We start from the raw sequence: 18,034 nt of genomic DNA on the forward strand, positions 1-18,034 counted from the left end.
GTATCTTTAACGTATTAATAATTTATGAAGCAGTTACTTGGTTGCTTAATATTTTTACTGTTACCGGTTTTATCGTTCTCGCAAACCGACAGTACTGCTGCTTCTACTCCTGAAGATACAACCTCCGTTTTTCTTAATCCGAAGGCGCCAATGGTACCGCCTTATGATATTAATTTTTTCCTCGGACCTGATACTGCTAAAAAAAGTATTTTTCCGGCTTACGAAGAATTTGATTACGGTCCGGGAATGCCTGTTTTTAATCCTAAAATTTCTTTAGGAACAGGAATGTTATCTTTTTATGGTGACCTTTATAAAAAGCATTATCAGTCTCCATGGACATCTCGCGTGGGTTATGATTTAAATGTATCGCACCGTTTAAATCGTTACCTGATGATTAACTTCAATTTGCTGTTTGGTAAATTAGGAGCCTATGAAAATCTTCCGAATCGTCACGAAAATTTCCAATCCGAAATAAGAGCAGGCGGAATTAATTTACTTTATGACTTCGGAAATTTTATTCCTGACAGATACCGTATTCGTCCGTTTGTAAGTTTAGGAATTACAAGTTTCGAATTTTTATCTAAAACGGATTTGTATGATCGTAACGGAGAAAAGTATCATTATTGGAGCGATGGATCTATTAAGAATATGGAAGAAGGAAGCGCGGGCTCGCAATTTGCGAAGGATTTAGTGAGGGATTACAGATACGAAACGGATATACGCGAACTTAACGCGGATGGATTTGGAAAATATCCTGAACGCGCATGGGCTGTTCCGTTCGGATTCGGCGCCATCATGCATATTACCGAGCGTTTTGATTTCAAAATGGGGGTTCAGTATTATTTCACCAATACCGATTATATTGATGGAATTACCAATAAGAGTGTGGGAAATCGTGCCGGAACAAAAGCCATGGATAAATTTGTTTATACATCGGTATCATTGCAATATGATTTAGTTCTAAACAGAAAGAAGAAAGACACTTTACCTGCTGAGTATTATGATAATTTAGATTGGTTGGCGATTGATAATGCGGATTATGATAAAGACGGTGTTCGCGATTGGGACGATAATTGCCAGGGAACTCCGGAAGGTGTAAAAGTGGATAAATTTGGGTGTCCTTTAGATGAAGATATGGACGGTGTTCCGGATTACCGAGATGAAGAACTGCCTTCGCCAAAAGGTTTTGAGGTTAATCTTAAAGGTATTGCCTTAACGGATGAATTCTGGCAAGATTGGTACGACCATTATTTTGATTCGGTAGGCATTGACAGAACTACAGAGCAAATTGGAAATGCATTTGACTTAGTGATGCCAAAGACAAATAAGAAAAAGAAGAAAGAGCAAAGAAGCTATACAGTTGAATTGGCGCGTTATGCAGGCGGTGTGCCAAGTGATGAGATGGCTTATTTATTAAGTATTGGCGATATGAAGTCGACTGTTTTAGACGATGGAACAACAGTTGTTTATACGGCCGGTACATATGAAGAAGTGAAACAAGCGGCAAAACGTAGAGATGAGTTTATGGCGGAAGGAAACAAAAAGGCCATGGTAGGTTATTTTAAAAACGACAAATACTCTACGATGACCGAGGAAGAATTGCAGGCCGCAATTAAAGAGTCGGATTTAGAAGCTGCGAATAACGCAACTCAAACTGCAGTTACAAGCGGTACAATAGCAGCAAACAACAATAATCAAAACAACCAGAATAACAATCAGGGTAACGAAACCGGTAATAACGCGAATAATAATCAAGGCAATGAAACCGGTAATAATGTAAATAATGCCAATAACAATCAAGGTAACGAAACCGGCAACACTACAGGAAACAATACCGCAAATGCAAGCGGAACTACAACTGCAAGTTCAGGCGGAAATGAAACAGGTACATCTTCAGGTTCCGCTAACTTCGAAAAAGGATCGGTTGTTTATCGTGTGCAATTAGGCGCGTACAAGAATAAAATTTCAACCGCTGCATTTAAAAATTCGGATGTAGTAGAGTTAAAAACTGAAGACAATTATTTCCGTTACGTTACCAATGGTTATAAAACATTGCAAGAAGCAGCTTCTAAACGTGCAGATTTAGTGTTATTAGGATATACAGATGCGTTTGTAACTGCATATAAAGATGGAAAACGAATTGCAATGGAGAAGGCAGGCGCTACCATGGAAACAAAGCAAAAAGAGGACTTGAACGAAAGCAAAACATTCAGCACAATTGATAAATCATTAATCAGTTTCAAACTACAAATTGGAGCATTAAAACGGCCTGCTGCTTCGGCGGATATGGATGAAAAAACCAAAGACTTACAAGGTGTAGAAAAACAAACCACTTCAACAGGCATGATTCGTTACAGCATTGGTTCTTATAAAGAGTATCAAAAAGCCGAAGAAGCACGTAAGCAGCTTGAAGACAAAGGTTTCCCTGAAGCATTCATAATCGCAATCTTTAAGGATGAAATTATTTCCTTGCAAGAGGCCATGGAATTGTTGAAATAGACTTAACATTTTTTATCCATTGTTTTAGCTATCTCCATCATAATATTTGTACTTTTAATTAAAATTCTGAAGCATGAAAAAAACAATACTTACCACCTTAGCTTTATCTTTGATGTTTGCATTTTCAGTGAATGCACAAGACGATAAAAAACAGGACACTAAACAAGAGCCTAAAAAAGAACAAAAGAAGGAAGAAAAGAAAGAAGAGAGTTCAGCGCCGAAAACACGTATGGCTATTAACGAAAAGGGATTACCCGGAAAAAATAGCCCCAAAAAGAATAATAACGAAAGCAGCAAAACTTCAAACTCAGGTACTACCAAAAAGGAAGAGCCTAAGAAAGAGGAGCATAAATAATTTATTATCATTTAGATTTAAAGCCTTTCCAACCGGAAGGGCTTTTTTATTGGATATAATTCGCAATTTAAATCTGAATTTATATATTTGGAGCTCTTAAAATTTAAATCAATTGTTATGAGCAAAATAAAAGTAGCCAATCCCGTTGTAGAGCTTGATGGCGATGAAATGACCCGTATTATCTGGAAATTCATTAAGGATAAATTAATTCTTCCTTACCTTGATATAGATATTAAATATTATGACTTAGGTATTGAGTACCGCGATCAAACAAATGATCAAGTTACTATCGATGCTGCTGAAGCAATTAAAAAATACCAGGTAGGTATTAAATGCGCAACCATCACACCTGATGAAGCGCGTGTAAAAGAATTTAATTTAAAGCAAATGTGGAAGTCTCCTAACGGAACTATTCGTAACATTCTTGATGGGACAGTTTTCCGCGAGCCTATCGTTTGTAAAAATGTTCCGCGTTTAGTGACTAACTGGACTTCTCCAATTATTGTTGGTCGTCACGCTTTTGGTGATCAATACCGCGCAACCGATACAGTTATCAAAGGGAAAGGCAAATTAACTATGACCTTCACTCCGGAAGACGGTTCTGCTCCGGTTGTTCATGAGGTTTATAATTTCAAAGGTAACGGTGTGGCAATGGGTATGTATAATACGGAAGAGTCTATCCGTGGTTTCGCACACTCATGTTTTAATGTAGCGTTAAATAAAAAATGGCCTTTATATTTATCTACAAAAAATACCATCCTTAAAAAATACGATGGTTTCTTTAAAGATATTTTCGAAGAAATTTACCAAAAGGAATACAAAGCTAAATTTGAAGCAGCCGGTATCGTTTACGAACACCGTTTGATTGATGACATGGTGGCTTCTGCTTTAAAATGGAACGGAAGTTTCGTTTGGGCTTGTAAAAATTATGATGGCGACGTTCAATCTGATTCAGTAGCTCAAGGTTTTGGTTCATTAGGATTAATGACTTCTGTGCTTGTAACTCCGGATGGAAAAATCATGGAAGCTGAAGCGGCTCACGGTACCGTAACCCGTCACTACCGCGATCACCAAGCAGGTAAACCAACATCAACTAATCCAATTGCCAGTATTTTTGCCTGGACTCGCGGTTTAGAGTTCCGTGGTAAATTAGATGGTAACAAGGAATTAATGAATTTTGCTCAAGCATTAGAGCAAGTTTGCGTTGAAGTTGTTGAAAGCGGCAAAATGACGAAAGATTTAGCGGTTTGTGTACATGGCAATAAGGTTGAGCACGGCAAACACTATTTATATACCGAAGAATTCTTAACCGAATTAGATAATGCCTTAAAAAAGAAATTAGGTAAATAAGTAATTTCTGAAATTCATCAAAAAAAGCCCCGATTTGGGGCTTTTTTTATGAAAATCCGTCGATTTTGTTGATTTTTTGGTCAAAAATGCCCGAAAATATAGTTTTTTGCTAATAAAATTAATTCTATTTTTGACCCCACTAACTAAAAACACTAACTATGAAATTAAACGAAATTCAAGATCTCATTAAGTTTGTTTCCAAAAGCGGCGTAAACGAAGTAGAACTGGAAACGAAGGAGATTAAAATCGTTATTAAAACAGGAAAGCAAAACGGACCGGTAATGGTTCAGGCAGCTCCTCAAATGATGCAGGCAGCTCCAACTCAAATGGTAACTGCAGCCCCTGTTGCTAACCCAACTCCTGTTACAGAAACAAAAGCTACACCAACACCTACTAACACAGGTGCCGACGAATCAAAGTACATTACCATTAAATCCCCAATGATTGGTACTTTCTATCGCTCACCGGGTCCTGATAAACCTTCATTCGTAAACGTTGGCGATGAGGTAAACGCAGGAAAGACTGTTTGTATCATTGAAGCTATGAAGTTGTTCAATGAAATCGAAAGCGACATCAAAGGTAAAATTGTTAAGGTATTGGTTAACGACGCTACTCCGGTAGAATACGATCAGCCTTTATTCTTAGTAGATCCAAATTAATTAGTTTAATGTTTCATGTTCTTGGATAAACCTTGAACCTTAAATTTTAAACTTTAAACCTAACATTATGTTTAAAAAGATATTAATTGCCAATAGGGGAGAGATTGCCTTGCGCATTATCAGAACCTGTCGTGAAATGGGTATCAAAACGGTTGCTGTTTATTCAACGGCCGATAAAGAATCCTTGCACGTAAAATTTGCTGATGAAGCAGTTTGTATTGGTCCGCCGCCAAGTAAGGAAAGTTACCTTAATATGGCTAACATTATCGCGGCTGCCGAAATTACAAATGCTGATGCTATTCATCCGGGTTATGGTTTTTTAAGTGAAAACGCGAAGTTTTCTGAAATCTGTCGCCAGAATAAAATAAAATTTATTGGTGCTTCACCCGAAATGATTAATCAGATGGGTGATAAAAGTAATGCTAAATCAACTATGATTAAAGCCGGCGTTCCTTGTGTTCCCGGTTCTGAAGGATTATTGAAAGATTTAGCAGAAGCTAAAGAAACCGCCAAAGGTATAGGATACCCTGTTATCATTAAAGCAACTGCAGGTGGTGGTGGTCGTGGTATGCGTATCATTTGGAAAGAAGAAGATTTAGACACTCAATTTGAATCAGCAAGTAAGGAGGCTGAAGCAGCTTTCGGAAATGGAGCCATGTATATGGAGAAATTTATCGAAGAGCCGCGCCATATCGAAATTCAAATTGTAGGTGATCAATACGGTAAAGCATGTCACCTAAGTGAGCGTGATTGCAGTATTCAGCGTCGTCACCAGAAATTAGTAGAAGAAACTCCTTCTCCTTTCATGACGCCTGAATTGCGTGATGCCATGGGTGAAGCTGCAATTAAGGCAGCCTTGTCTATCGGATACGAAGGTGTTGGTACAGTTGAGTTTTTAGTGGATAAGCACCGCAACTTTTACTTCATGGAAATGAATACACGTATTCAGGTAGAACATCCTATCACCGAAGAAGTAATTGATTACGATTTAATCCGCGAACAAATCCTAGTGGCAGCAGGCGTTCCTATTTCGGGTAAAAATTATTATCCGCAGTTACACGCCATCGAATGCCGTATCAATGCCGAAAATCCATTTATGAATTTCGTTCCTTCACCTGGTAAAATAACTACTTTACATACACCGGGCGGACATGGAGTTCGTGTAGATTCGCATGTTTACAGTGGTTATTCAATTCCACCGAATTACGATAGTATGATTGGTAAATTAATTACTGTTGCACAAACACGCGAAGAAGCATTGGCAAAAATGCACCGTGCTCTGAGCGAATATGTGATTGAAGGTATTAAAACTACGATTCCATTCCACTTAAAGCTTATGCAAAATGAAGACTTTAAGAAAGGAAATTATACAACTAAGTTCCTGGAAACCTGGGATTTTAAAAGCTAATTAAAAAGGCCGCTGAAAAGCGGCTTTTTTCTTTTATGGAATTTCAAATCCGTTTGCATCTAAATAGAAAACGGATTATGAAAATAGAAATCAATAAACCTTGTCACGAAAATTGGGATGCGATGACACCCAATGAAAAGGGCGCTTTTTGTTCTTTATGCAAAAAGAATGTTGTAGACTTTAGTCAGAAAACGTTAAGCGAAATCAAAGATTTTTTTAGTGAGATTTCTTCTAATGAAAAAGTATGCGGACGATTTGAAGAAACACAATTGCAAGCTTTAAGTTTTGATCATTTTTTCGAGCGTTTTAAAAGTTGGAAGCCGGTGCAGCGTTTGGCTTTAATCGTGTTTTTTGTTTTCGGATTTAGTTTGTTTGGTTGTGCACAGTCACACCCAAAAACACCTGAAATCGTCATGGGAGCGGTTGCTTATGTTCCTCCGGTAGATACAACAAAAAAGATTTCTAAAAGGGATACAGTTCACGCGCCGATTAAAAGCAAAGTAAAAGTTACTCCCGATAGGCCTAAGCAAAAATCAAATAATCGTCCTCCAAAAATTATGGGAGATGTAATGGTAGAAGATAAACGTCAGTAAAATTTAAAATATAAGAGTATGAAAATCGAAATCAATAAACCTTGTCACGAAAATTGGGATGCAATGACACCCAATGAAAAGGGCGCTTTTTGTTTAGTTTGTACTAAAAACGTCATTGACTTCAGTAAACAAACCTTGGATGAGATTAAGGATTTTTTCTCGAATCTTCCAAAGTCAAACAAAGTATGTGGTCGATTTAAAGAGAGTCAATTGGAAGAATTAAGCTTCGAGCATTTTGCCAATCAGTTTGTAGGATGGAAACTGATGAATAAAATGGCGGTGGTGTTGTTTTTGGTTTTTGGAATGAGTTTATTCGGTCATGCGCAAAATCCTCCAACCAAACATGTGATGATTAAAGGTGAAATCGCCTATGTTCCTAAAGACACATCAAAAATAAAATCCACATCGACAAAAACAATTACACCAAAACCGGAAGATCACCATATCATGGGTGGGCCGCGTTTTATTCCTGATAAACCTAAGGATGAACCTAAAAAATTAATGGGAAAACCCGCTGTTATCCGCGACCCAAAAGAGAATAGATAAATAAAAAACCCCGATGAAAATTCGGGGTTTTGTTTTAAAATAATCCTTTAATGTGATTGAGCGTGGAAGGATCATCCCAATGCAGATAACCTACTTGCTCTTTAACGATTTGTAAATCTGTATTGACGATATATGTAACCGGTATCGAATGTATGCCTATATCCGGAAAGCGTTTGTTTAGTTTCAGAAATTTAAACGGATATCCGGTGTTTGATTTAAAATTATTCAGTTTTTCCAATGATTCATCTGTAATACACACAATTTCCACATCACTTAATTCCTTTTCTTTTATTTTATTGATTACTTCTAATTCCTCCAAACAATTGCCGCACCAGCTGGCATAAAAGGAAATCACCACTTTTTTACCTTTGAGAGTATTGATATCAAAAACAGCTCCGTTTTCGTCAACTAAACCTAACTCGTTTAATTTTAGATCGGGCGCAACCCGGTATTTGTTGTAGAAATAAATCGCAGCTAAAGCCGCAATAATCAGCAAAAACAGGTTAATTAGCTTTTTTGACATAAGAAATTAAAAACCGATGGTTAATTGATTATTGGTTTAGGTCGATTTTAGTACAAAATTACGAATAGATTTGTGTTTTGCGGATGAAAATTTTGCGTAAAATATTGGGCATCATTTGGCGATTGGTGTTAGGTTTTGTGATTTTATCGGTGGTGTCGGTGATTATTTTTCGCTGGGTTCCGGTACCAATTACACCATTAATGGTGATAAGGAGCATAGAACAAAAGATGGATGGCAAGAAAATGAAGATGGAGCATGACTGGGTACCGTTAGAAGAAATTTCTCCAAAATTACAGCTCGCGGTAGTGTGCAGTGAAGACCAAAATTATTTGAAGCATTTTGGATTTGATTGGGGTGCAATAGAAAAGGCGATGAAAGAAAATGAAGAGGGAAAGCGCATGAGAGGAGCCAGCACTATTACACAGCAGACTGCCAAAAATGTATTTTTATGGCCGGGTCGAAGTTATATAAGAAAGGCATTTGAAGTTTGGTTTACACTGTTGATTGAAATTTTTTGGAGTAAAGAGCGCATCATGGAAGTGTACTTGAATAGCATTGAAATGGGTGATGGTGTGTACGGTGCGGAAGCGGCGGCTCAACATTGGTATAAGAAGAAAGCGATAAAGCTAACGAAGGATGATGCAGCAGGTATAGCAGCGGTGTTACCTAATCCGCGAAAATACAAAGCGAATCCTCCAACAAATTATATAACAAAACGAAAAGTATGGATTAAACAACAGATGAATTATTGGGGAAATAAATTGGATTACAACAAGTACAAAGACGAAGACGAACCCGAAAAACCATCTGAAAAATAATTATGAAGCGCCTTGTATTCATCATCTTTTGGCTCACTTGCCTCAGCTGCGGACAATCCAACTCCGGAGCAGAATTATATCGTTTACTCGAAAAGGGAGAACCTGAAGTTAAAGATGAAGTAAATGCCAAGTATCGCGAAACTGTAAATAAGCTGGATGAGTTTTTTAATCATTTGGTAAGTTTGAAGGCATTTAATGGTTCTGTGATCGTGGCTAAAGAAGGAGAAATCATTTATCACAAAGCCTTCGGAATTGCTGACAAAGAAAATCGTATGCCTGTAACAGATACCACTTCTTTTCAATTAGCTTCAGTTTCAAAAGTAATTACAGCTACAGCTGTAATGATGTTGGTCGAAAAAGGATTGGTTAAATTGGAAGATACATTTGCTTCTTATTTCCCTGAATTTCCTTATGAAACAATAACCATCAAGCAATTATTAGCGCATCGTTCAGGTCTTCCCAACTATTTATATTTCTTAAATGATGTTGTTTCCAATAAAACTACTGTGCTTACAAATCAGGAAGTATTACGATTAATGGCAGAACGAAAACCAAAACCGTATTTACGTCCGAATAAAGCATTCAATTATTGCAACACCAATTACGCCATGCTTGCTTTACTAATTGAAAAAGTAAGCAGGAAAACTTATTCTAATTTTTTATATGAGGAAATTTTCAGACCATTAGGCATGAAGCATTCCGGAACAATTCTGAGCTTGGATAAATTTGAAAAGGCCGTATCAAAACCATATGATTTGCGTTGGAAGCCAATTGATGTGGAAGCTGCCGATTATGTTGTTGGTGATAAGAGTGTATATTCTACGGCTTACGATATGTTTTTATTCAGCGAAGCTTTGTATCAGGGGAAATTATTAAATCCTGAGTCGCAACAATTGGCTTACACAGCGATGAGTCGTGAATTAAAACAAAGTAATTATGGATTAGGTTGGCGCATGCGCGATTTCCGTTCGGATGAAAAGAAAGAAGTGTTTCATAATGGTTGGTGGCATGGTTATCGTACGGCCTTTCACCGACGATTAAGCGACAAGGTAACAATTGTAGTACTGAGTAATCAATTGAATAAAACAGCCTACCAAACCTGGAAAATTTATGAAGTTTTAGATTCTAAACCTGCTTCTGATAGTACCATGGTTGACGAAGAGTAAGCATGATACATTATTTTCAAACACAAAAAACCGCCAAAGTAGTTGTTGAAGGTGAAGTAAGTCCAAAACTGAAATCGGTTTGGCTGGTTGCGCATGGTTACGGACATCTCGCTTCTTACTTCATTAATAAATTGAAACCTATTTTGAATGAAGAAAATTTAGTGATTGTTCCTGAAGGTTTGCATCGCTATTATTTAAATGGTGTGAGCGGAAGAGTGGGCGCCAGTTGGATGACAAAGGAAGAAAGGGAGCATGATATTGCGGATTACTGTAATTATCTGGATGAAGTATATAAGCAATTCATTCTTCCGTTAAGTGATAAAATTATAATTAATGTTTTAGGCTTTTCGCAAGGAGGAGCCACCGTTTGCCGATGGGCCTCGTCAACGGAATATAAAATTGATAATTTAATAATTTGGGGATCGGTTATTCCGCCGGATATGGTTCCTATAACTGTAGGCAGGGAAAAATTTCTTTCCAAAAACAACATCGGACAATGGATTTATGTTGCGGGCGACAAGGATGAATTTCTGAGTCATGAGCAACAAAATGCGCAATTGGAAGAGTTGAAAAAGTATAATATACATCCTGAAACCGTCTTTTATCAGGGAGGACACGATATAATAGAGGAACCGCTGAGGTTATTAACTCAAAAATGTGTTAAAAAGCGAATGTAAACTATCGTTGTAATTTGCTTTAATCTTATTTTTGCCTTAATGTTTACACTTTATCTCAAAGAAATACGCAGTTTCTTAAGTTCTCTTATTGGTTATGTAGCCATTGGTGTATTCATCACCCTCATTGGTGTGTTTATGTGGTTAATACCATCAGAAAGCACGGGTACCAATGTGTTGGAGAATGGTTTTGCCAATATTGATTCCTTATTTATGTTGGCTCCATGGGTGTATTTGTTTTTAATTCCAGCCATCACCATGCGTACATTTTCAGAAGAGAAAAAAACCGGCACCATCGAACTTCTTTTAACCCGCCCACTAACCGATTTACAAATTGTTTTAGCAAAATATTTTGCCGGATTTACGTTGGTGATTGTGTCATTACTTCCAACTCTTATTTATTATTATTCTGTACATCAATTGGGATATCCTAAAGGAAATATTGATACGGGAGCTATGTGGGGTTCTTATATTGGTTTACTTTTTTTAGGTGCAGGGTTTGTGTCTGTTGGAATTTTTGCTTCGGCTGTTTCAGAAAATCAGGTGATTGCGTTTATCATCGCCATGCTGCTTTGTTTTTTTACGTATACCGGTTTCGATTTTATTGCAGCCTCGGGTTTGTTCGGTAAGTATGATGCCTTGGTAAAATCATTGGGGATTAATGAACATTATTTAAGCATGAGTCGTGGGGTGGTTGATTCACGCGATGTGATTTATTTCGTAAGTGTTATCGCCTTGTTTAACGTGTCTACTAAATTAGTTTTACAAAGTCGTAAATGGTAAACGAGAAAAAACATACAGGCACAAATAAAAAACGTGATATCACCAATTTTTTAATGGTGGCAGCTATCGTTGTGCTCGCAAATTTCGTTTTCTCATTCTATTTTAAACGATTTGATTTAACAGCCGAAAAGAGATACACGCTGGCTCCGTCTACGATGAAGCTATTAAAAAACCTCGATGATGTAGTGTTTTTTAAAGTGTATTTGGATGGTGATTTAAATCCTGATTTTACACGCTTGCGTAACGAGACAAAAGAGTTGCTCGATGTTTTCAGAGCATATTCAGATAATCAAATCGAATACGAGTTTATCAATCCTTTGGAAAATCCGAACAAGGATGAAACGGAAAAGATAGAAAAACAATTATATGAAAAAGGTGTAATACCGGAGGAAGTCACCGACCGTAAGAATAAAAAAACAACCAAGTCATATATTTATCCTGCTGCTCTGGTAACTTACAAAGGCAAGGAAATTCCTTGGCAAATTTTTAAACGTCAATTGGGTATTTCGCCGGAGGTAGCTATCAATAACTCGGTGCAGGATTTAGAATACGGATTAACCAACTCCATTCGTAAACTACAAGCGAAAGGAAAAACAGAAATTACCTTTTTAGAAGGTCATGGCGAGCTGGATACACTGCGTCAGTATGATTTCATGCGCTCGATTGGCGAATACTACAGTGTGAGCCGCGTGGCGATTAATCACAATTTAGAAGCTTTAAAAGGAAGCAGTGCTATTGTTATTTCACAACCGGATTCAGCTTTTGATGATAAGGATAAGTTCATCATTGATCAATTCATTATGAAAGGTGGAAAGGTTTTATGGATGATTGATCCGGTGTACATTAATTATGATACACTCAGAATAAAGGGATTTACATTAGGATTAAACAACGATTTGAATCTGGATGATATGTTGTTTAAATACGGTGTGCGCTTAAATCCTGTTTTAGTTCAGGATATGCAATGCGGTTTTTTAAATATCAATGTTGGATTTAAAAACGGACAACCCAACTTTCAATTGTTTCCTTGGCTTTATCATCCTTTAATATTATCCGATGTTGATCATCCAGTAGTGAAAAATCTTGATTTAATTAAGTTTGAGTTCCTGAGCACACTGGATACTGTTTCCGCTAAAGGAATTAAGAAAACCATTTTATTACGCAGTTCGCGCTATACCAAAACGCAACCTACACCTGCACGCATTGGATTAGCTATGGTTAAGTTTACACCAAAGGAAGATCAGTTTCATAATTCTTATCAATCGGTAGCGTGTTTATTAGAAGGTTCTTTTAGCTCGGTATTTAGTAATCGCTTACCAAGTGCTATTTTAAATGATTCTACAATAGCGTTTCGCGATAAAGGTGTTCCAACAAAAATGATTGTGATTGCAGACGGAGATGTAGCGAAGAATGATATCCGTCCGGGTGTTGGTCCGTTAGCATTAGGTTTTGATAGAAATACAGGACAAACTTTCGCTAACAAAACGTTTTTATTGAATTGTATCAATTACCTGGTGGATGATGAAGGTTTGTTGCAATTACGTGCAAGAGAAGTGAAATTACGTTTATTGGATAAAAAGAAAATTGCCAATCACGAAACCAAATGGCAACTCATAAACATTGCCTTACCATTGGGTATCATTATTGTATTCGGATTAATTCAATTTTACTTACGTAAAAAGAAATACGCTTCATAGAAAGTCGTTAGTAGGCATAGCGAGAGACGCATTTCATTAGACAAAAGCCTTGTAACCAAAAAAGAATTTCCCGTTATATGGACGTAATTTTAACCTTATGACAAAATTTAGACTCTTAATAATCCTATTATTCTCGTTAATTGTCTCTATTCAGACAACTATCGGACAAACTCAATTATATGGTGAATGGGAAGTGTTTTGCCCAATGGAAGTAGTTGAAGGTAAAGTGACAAAATATTGTGATCTATGTGAATCCGAAATCTCAACCAACAAAATGATGGGTAAAATTGTATATGGCTTCGACACAAAAATCGATAGAGACAGTCTTTATTTAAAAAATAGTGAAGGAAGAAAATCTATAAAATATTCTTGGGACAAAGAAACTAATGAGATTGAATTTCAATACAAGCAAAAAACTTACAAGTTCATTTCTTTAGGTACCGGCAGTCCAGATAATCTTGTGCTAAAAGACAAGGATTGTCTATTACTTACATTTACACGCAAGAAAAAATAGTGGACACATAAGAAAGACGTATCTGTGTAGAGGTTACAACCTTCTAATACCAAGCAAGCGACGATTTTTTACAGGTTAATGCTTGACTGTGTAACTTGACAAAGCAAAAAACAGACGCCTAGCTTGGGGAACGCCGGATTCTATTTGTATTTTCTAAAATCCAGCGACTAAATCTTAACTTATTTATAAGTTTTTGTCATATTGCTTGGTGTCACAATAATGAAATCACCTGAATCGACAGCATCCTGATTTAATTTTGTAATATCATCTTGTTCGGTAGAAGAAATCACCATCACTTTTAAATTCGGATTTTGTTGTTTTAAATACCATTCAATAGCTGAATGATGATTGCTGTGATAGGCACCATTGTAATGAATAAAGGTTTGTCCTTTTGTCCAGTTCTTCATAATGAAATGCGCCATGGTCGCATCTTTAATGGCTTGTGATTTTGGTAAGTTTTCCCCGCCATGTCCGCCACCATTTTCAAAAATATCTTTATAGGCCTTTACACTACCATCATACTTAAAGGGTAGTGGAGCAATCCATTTTTTTGCTTCTGCATCAATACTGTCTAAACATGCAGTTCCGCGTGAGTAAACCATGTTGGCATAGCGGCGCGGAATATTTGCTGCCACAAATTTTAAATTGTTTTTTTTAGCAAAGTCTAATAATGGTTTGTAATCAGTGGCGAAGTTGTTCCATAATTTCACTTCATCTTTAAGTGTTTTTTCACTGATTCTTCCTGCTAAATATTCATTTAATGCAATTTGATCGTCAGCTTCAAACATTTCGGCACCTAAAACTAATTTGTCTTTTTTCTCGGCATGTACATCGCGAGTTAATTCTTTTTGTAGCCAGTGAATAATCGGGTTGTCATGTAATTCACCGAATAATACGATATCGGCTTTTTTAGCTTCGGTAAGCATGGCAGTGTAATCGGTGACTTTTCCTTTAGCGTCGTAAAGTGCATAAGCGTTTCGGGTATCAGTAACCAAAGTAAAGCTCATCAGAGCAAGTGTGAAGGCGAAGAGTAATAATTTTTTCATGATTGTTTTTTAGTTTTAAGAGAATTGTTTGAGCTGATTATTGTAATTTATTGTTGTTGATATGTCGCGAAGCATCGCGTTGAGTTTTTTTATCTAAGTTTTTCCGCATGGCTTCTTCCAAATTAATTCCGGTTTGATTGGCGATGCAAATAAGTACAAACATTACATCGGCGAGTTCATCCCCAAGGTCTTTGTTTTTGTCACTTTCTTTTTCGGATTGTTCACCATAGCGTCGTGACATAATTCGTGCTACTTCTCCAACCTCCTCAGTAAGGATTGACATGTTTGTGAGTTCGCTGAAGTAGCGTACACCGTAAGTTTTAATCCAATTATCGACTTGATTTTGTGCTTCTGAAATCGTCATAATAGATGCTTTTTCTTTATGTTACCTTAAATATAATTATTAAGTTTGAAGTACATAAAACTATCTGATGTTTTCTAAGAAAAACCGACTTATTACAAGTATAATTATTGCCATGATTGTAGGCATCTTTTGTGGCTTTATTATAAATAAATCAATCACTTCCGAAAAACCGGATTTCAGCAAAACCGTTTTAGTGAAAAGCGGGAATCCTGAAATAATTAAAACCACACAAGCTGCTTTGGATAAGCAAAGTGCTAAGTTTTACAAGGATTATAAAAAGAAGATTGCTTCTCGTTTCTCTATTTTAAGTGATATTTTTCTCCGACTGATCAAAATGATTATTGCACCATTGGTGTTTGCAGTTTTGGTTTTAGGTGTAGCCAAAGTGGGCGATTTTAAGTCGGTAGGAAGGATAGGACTTAAAACAATTGTTTATTTTACGGTTGCCACATTAATTGCTTTGAGTTTAGGTTTGGTGATTGTTAACACCTTTGAGCCGGGTAAAGTCATGCATCTGGATTTGCCGGAAGCAAACGCCGATACCGGTGTAAAGTCGAATGCGCAAGACGCAAAGAATTTTATTTCCCACGTCATTCCTGAAAGTATTTTTGATGCCATGGCAAAAAATGATGTGTTGCCTATTGTTGTGTTTGCTTTATTCTTTGGTGTGGCTGCTGCTTCGGTTGGCAAGCAAGGCGATTCATTAGTGAAAGCATGTGATGGATTAGCTCATATTATGTTTAAGGTGACAAATTACGTCATGAATTTTGCACCCATTGGTATTTTTGGCGCTATCACGGCTGTTGTTATTCAGCAAGGACTGGATGTATTAAGTGGATATGTTTATTTAATTGTGTGTTTTTTCGGAGGCTTGTTGTTTTTTGTGTTTGTAGTGTTGTGGTTTATTTCAATGCTATTCAAAATTAAATTCTACAAATTACTTTCACATATTAAGGAACCCATTTTGTTGGCTTTTAGTACAGCAAGTTCTGAAAGTGCCATGCCAAAAACCATTGAGGCATTGGAGAAACACGGAATCAGTAACCGTATTGTGAGTTTTGTATTGCCTTTAGGTTATTCATTTAATTTAGATGGTTCTATTATGTATATGACTTTTGCAACCGTGTTCATTGCGCAGTCGTACGGAATAGAAATCGGAATGACCGATCAAATTAAGATGATGTTAATCTTGTTAGTTACAAGTAAAGGAATGGCCGGTGTGCCGCGTGCATCCTTAGTGGTGATTGCCGGTATGTTGGGTATGTTTAATATTCCCGGCGAAGGCTTATTACTTTTATTGGCCGTGGATCAAATTTTAGACATGGGCCGTAGTGCAACCAACGTAGTCGGTAATGCAGTGGCCTCTGCAGTTGTAGCCCGATTAGAAGGAGAGAAATTTTAGAACTCACCCCTAGTCTCGCTTCGCTTGCCTTTCCCCCTCTCTACGCGTAGAGAGGGGGTGGCCGAACAAAGTGAGGTCAGGGGTGAGTCCAACAAATATGAAAAAGAAAATAAAATACACGATTCTATTTTTTTGGATAGTGATGCTATCCTTTGCTCAGCAATTACCCGATTTAATTCCCTATCGCATCGGAAAAAAATGGGGCTATTGTAATTCAAATAAGGAAATGGTTATTTCTGCAAAGTACGATGAAGTGCGTTTATTTGCGGGGGATAAGGCGGCAGTGAGAATAGGAATTTACTGGGGCTACATCAATAAAAAAGGAAAGTTGGTAATTCCGATAAAGTATTATTGGGTTTCTGATTTTTACGGCGATAATTACGACAATGCTAAAGTTGTTGAGCTTATTAAGAAAACCCCAAAGGGTGGAGGAAGTAAAAAAGATAATTTAAAAGAATGCGGAACGTTTGATGCTACAATTGCCAATCCTGAATTAACTTCCGAGTATAGAGATATGCTGGTGAAATCTTCTCCCTGCGTGTTGGAGTATGTTTTTATCATAAACGGTAAAGGAAAAAATATTGAGCGAGTTGATTATGAAATTAATTATCCTGATGGGAAGAAAAATTACTCGACAAAATTATTAGGTAAAGAAATTGTAAGAGTAGAGCACATTGAAAATCCGCCACCGAATACAAAAGGCTATGATGTTTTTTTAACTGCAGGCGAAGGTTTAGTCTCGGTGAAGAAAAACGGTAAGTGGGGATACGCGGATACTTCCGGCACACTTAAAGTAGATTTAAAATACGATTACACCGGAAGTTTCAGTGAGGGCATTGCAATCGCACAATTGGGTGAGAAATTTATTGCCTTAGATAAGAAGGGTAATGAATTGTTTGTGTATGATAAAGGCATTTTAACCGGAGAATTTCATGATGGTTTAATTTGTGCTAAGGAAATTAATAAGAATGAGTCAGCTTCCTATAAGCGCGATAAGTTTGGTTATTTAAACACAAAGGGCGAGTATGCCATTCGTGCTCAGTATAAAAACGCTACTTCATTTTATCAGGGTTATGCTGTTGTAAAGGATAGTGCCAATAAATTTTATTACATCGATATACAAAGTAATAAAGTACCATTAGAGAGTAATCTCGAGATTCCGGCAGAGTGTTGTACAGAGTATTTAGGTCCGGTTGAAAATATTGTCATGCAAGGCGGACTTTTAAAAGTGAAACGTAAATTTTCAAAGAAGGCTGAAGAAATGAGTGAAACATCCACGTTTCAATACAATGAAAAATTCGGATTCGTTAATGGCAAAGGACAAATTATTAGTCCATGTGAATACGACAGTGTTGGTCGATTTACCAATGGCGTTTGTAAAGTGATTGTAAACGGTAAAGAAGGTTTAATCGATGCAGGCGGAAAAGTAATCGGCGAAATTAAATATGAGGAATTAAATATGCCCAAACCTTTCGGGTGTAATTATCCGCGTTACAAATACAAAACGTTAATGGATTATTATGCTCCATACGAATTGCTGAAACAAGGTTTGATTCGCGTGATCTATAATGAAAAGGTGGGATTGATAGATTTGCAGGGGAGAGAATATTTTGAAGAGCCTCTAGTAAAATAATACT

At 37.0% G+C, this 18,034-nt stretch carries 18 protein-coding genes; 15 read left to right on the plus strand and 3 right to left on the minus strand.

The genetic code is table 11. The features are described 5' to 3' along the window. The first annotated feature begins 24 nt into the window (after positions 1-24). The 7 genes from J0L69_05885 (at position 25) to J0L69_05915 (ending at position 7,410) form a co-directional block, all read left to right on the plus strand. Positions 25-2,499 carry an SPOR domain-containing protein gene (locus J0L69_05885; GenBank protein ID MBN8692704.1) on the plus strand — a complete coding sequence of 825 codons (2,475 nt, stop codon included), beginning with the start codon at positions 25-27 and terminating at the stop codon, positions 2,497-2,499. A 73-nt stretch (positions 2,500-2,572) separates the two neighbouring features. Beyond that, positions 2,573-2,854, plus strand: coding sequence for a hypothetical protein (locus J0L69_05890; GenBank protein MBN8692705.1), 282 nt, complete (start codon positions 2,573-2,575; stop codon positions 2,852-2,854). A 117-nt stretch (positions 2,855-2,971) separates the two neighbouring features. Further along, the gene (locus J0L69_05895) at positions 2,972-4,204 is read left to right on the plus strand and encodes an isocitrate dehydrogenase (NADP(+)) (GenBank protein ID MBN8692706.1); all 1,233 of its coding nucleotides are present in this window, start codon (positions 2,972-2,974) and stop codon (positions 4,202-4,204) included. A 158-nt stretch (positions 4,205-4,362) separates the two neighbouring features. Beyond that, positions 4,363-4,863: an acetyl-CoA carboxylase biotin carboxyl carrier protein gene (gene accB / locus J0L69_05900; GenBank protein MBN8692707.1), complete on the plus strand. Its 501-nt coding sequence runs from the start codon at positions 4,363-4,365 to the stop codon at positions 4,861-4,863. A 67-nt stretch (positions 4,864-4,930) separates the two neighbouring features. Then, entirely contained in the window at positions 4,931-6,271 is a 1,341-nt protein-coding gene (gene accC, locus J0L69_05905) for an acetyl-CoA carboxylase biotin carboxylase subunit (protein MBN8692708.1), read from the plus strand. Positions 6,272-6,348: 77 nt separating this feature from the next. Then, positions 6,349-6,864, plus strand: coding sequence for a hypothetical protein (locus J0L69_05910; protein MBN8692709.1), 516 nt, complete (start codon positions 6,349-6,351; stop codon positions 6,862-6,864). An 18-nt stretch (positions 6,865-6,882) separates the two neighbouring features. Beyond that, positions 6,883-7,410 carry a hypothetical protein gene (locus J0L69_05915; protein ID MBN8692710.1) on the plus strand — a complete coding sequence of 176 codons (528 nt, stop codon included), beginning with the start codon at positions 6,883-6,885 and terminating at the stop codon, positions 7,408-7,410. A gap of 34 nt (positions 7,411-7,444) precedes the next feature. Here J0L69_05915 and J0L69_05920 read toward each other — a convergent pair whose 3' ends face one another. Continuing rightward, the gene (locus J0L69_05920; protein ID MBN8692711.1) at positions 7,445-7,933 is read right to left on the minus strand and encodes a TlpA family protein disulfide reductase; all 489 of its coding nucleotides are present in this window, start codon (positions 7,931-7,933) and stop codon (positions 7,445-7,447) included. 89 nt (positions 7,934-8,022) lie between these two features. On the opposite strand from J0L69_05920, the gene mtgA reads away from it, so the two are divergent. From mtgA to J0L69_05950, 6 genes are all read left to right on the plus strand, one after another. Beyond that, on the plus strand, positions 8,023-8,751 hold the full coding sequence (mtgA, locus tag J0L69_05925) for a monofunctional biosynthetic peptidoglycan transglycosylase (protein MBN8692712.1): 729 nt from the start codon (positions 8,023-8,025) through the stop codon (positions 8,749-8,751). A gap of 2 nt (positions 8,752-8,753) precedes the next feature. Then, complete coding sequence (locus J0L69_05930; protein ID MBN8692713.1) at positions 8,754-9,917, plus strand: beta-lactamase family protein; 1,164 nt, start codon at positions 8,754-8,756, stop codon at positions 9,915-9,917. Positions 9,918-9,919: 2 nt separating this feature from the next. After that, positions 9,920-10,594 carry an alpha/beta hydrolase gene (locus tag J0L69_05935; GenBank protein MBN8692714.1) on the plus strand — a complete coding sequence of 225 codons (675 nt, stop codon included), beginning with the start codon at positions 9,920-9,922 and terminating at the stop codon, positions 10,592-10,594. A gap of 39 nt (positions 10,595-10,633) precedes the next feature. Then, entirely contained in the window at positions 10,634-11,374 is a 741-nt protein-coding gene (gene gldF / locus J0L69_05940; protein ID MBN8692715.1) for a gliding motility-associated ABC transporter permease subunit GldF, read from the plus strand. Further along, positions 11,368-13,071, plus strand: coding sequence for a gliding motility-associated ABC transporter substrate-binding protein GldG (gene gldG / locus J0L69_05945; GenBank protein ID MBN8692716.1), 1,704 nt, complete (start codon positions 11,368-11,370; stop codon positions 13,069-13,071). The genes gldF and gldG overlap by 7 nt, the downstream gene beginning before the upstream one ends. A 274-nt stretch (positions 13,072-13,345) precedes the next feature. Further along, positions 13,346-13,585, plus strand: a complete 240-nt coding sequence (locus tag J0L69_05950; GenBank protein ID MBN8692717.1) for a hypothetical protein — start codon at positions 13,346-13,348, stop codon at positions 13,583-13,585. Between the two features lie 179 nt (positions 13,586-13,764). Here the strand turns inward: J0L69_05950 and J0L69_05955 are convergent, their stop codons facing one another. Both J0L69_05955 and J0L69_05960 read right to left on the minus strand, forming a co-directional pair. After that, positions 13,765-14,631: a ChaN family lipoprotein gene (locus J0L69_05955; GenBank protein MBN8692718.1), complete on the minus strand. Its 867-nt coding sequence runs from the start codon at positions 14,629-14,631 to the stop codon at positions 13,765-13,767. Positions 14,632-14,668: 37 nt separating this feature from the next. Then, positions 14,669-14,995, minus strand: coding sequence for a nucleotide pyrophosphohydrolase (locus J0L69_05960; protein MBN8692719.1), 327 nt, complete (start codon positions 14,993-14,995; stop codon positions 14,669-14,671). 67 nt (positions 14,996-15,062) lie between these two features. Here J0L69_05960 and J0L69_05965 point away from each other — a divergent pair, with 67 nt between their 5' ends. Together J0L69_05965 and J0L69_05970 are read left to right on the plus strand one after the other, a co-directional pair. Next, positions 15,063-16,397, plus strand: coding sequence for a dicarboxylate/amino acid:cation symporter (locus J0L69_05965; protein MBN8692720.1), 1,335 nt, complete (start codon positions 15,063-15,065; stop codon positions 16,395-16,397). A 97-nt stretch (positions 16,398-16,494) separates the two neighbouring features. Then, a complete protein-coding gene (locus J0L69_05970) occupies positions 16,495-18,030 on the plus strand; it encodes a WG repeat-containing protein (GenBank protein MBN8692721.1) in 1,536 nt (511 codons plus the stop codon). Positions 18,031-18,034: the final 4 nt, after the last annotated feature.

It is taken from the genome of Bacteroidota bacterium, assembly GCA_017303905.1.
GTDB lineage: Bacteria > Bacteroidota > Bacteroidia > B-17B0 > Aurantibacillaceae > JAHEYG01.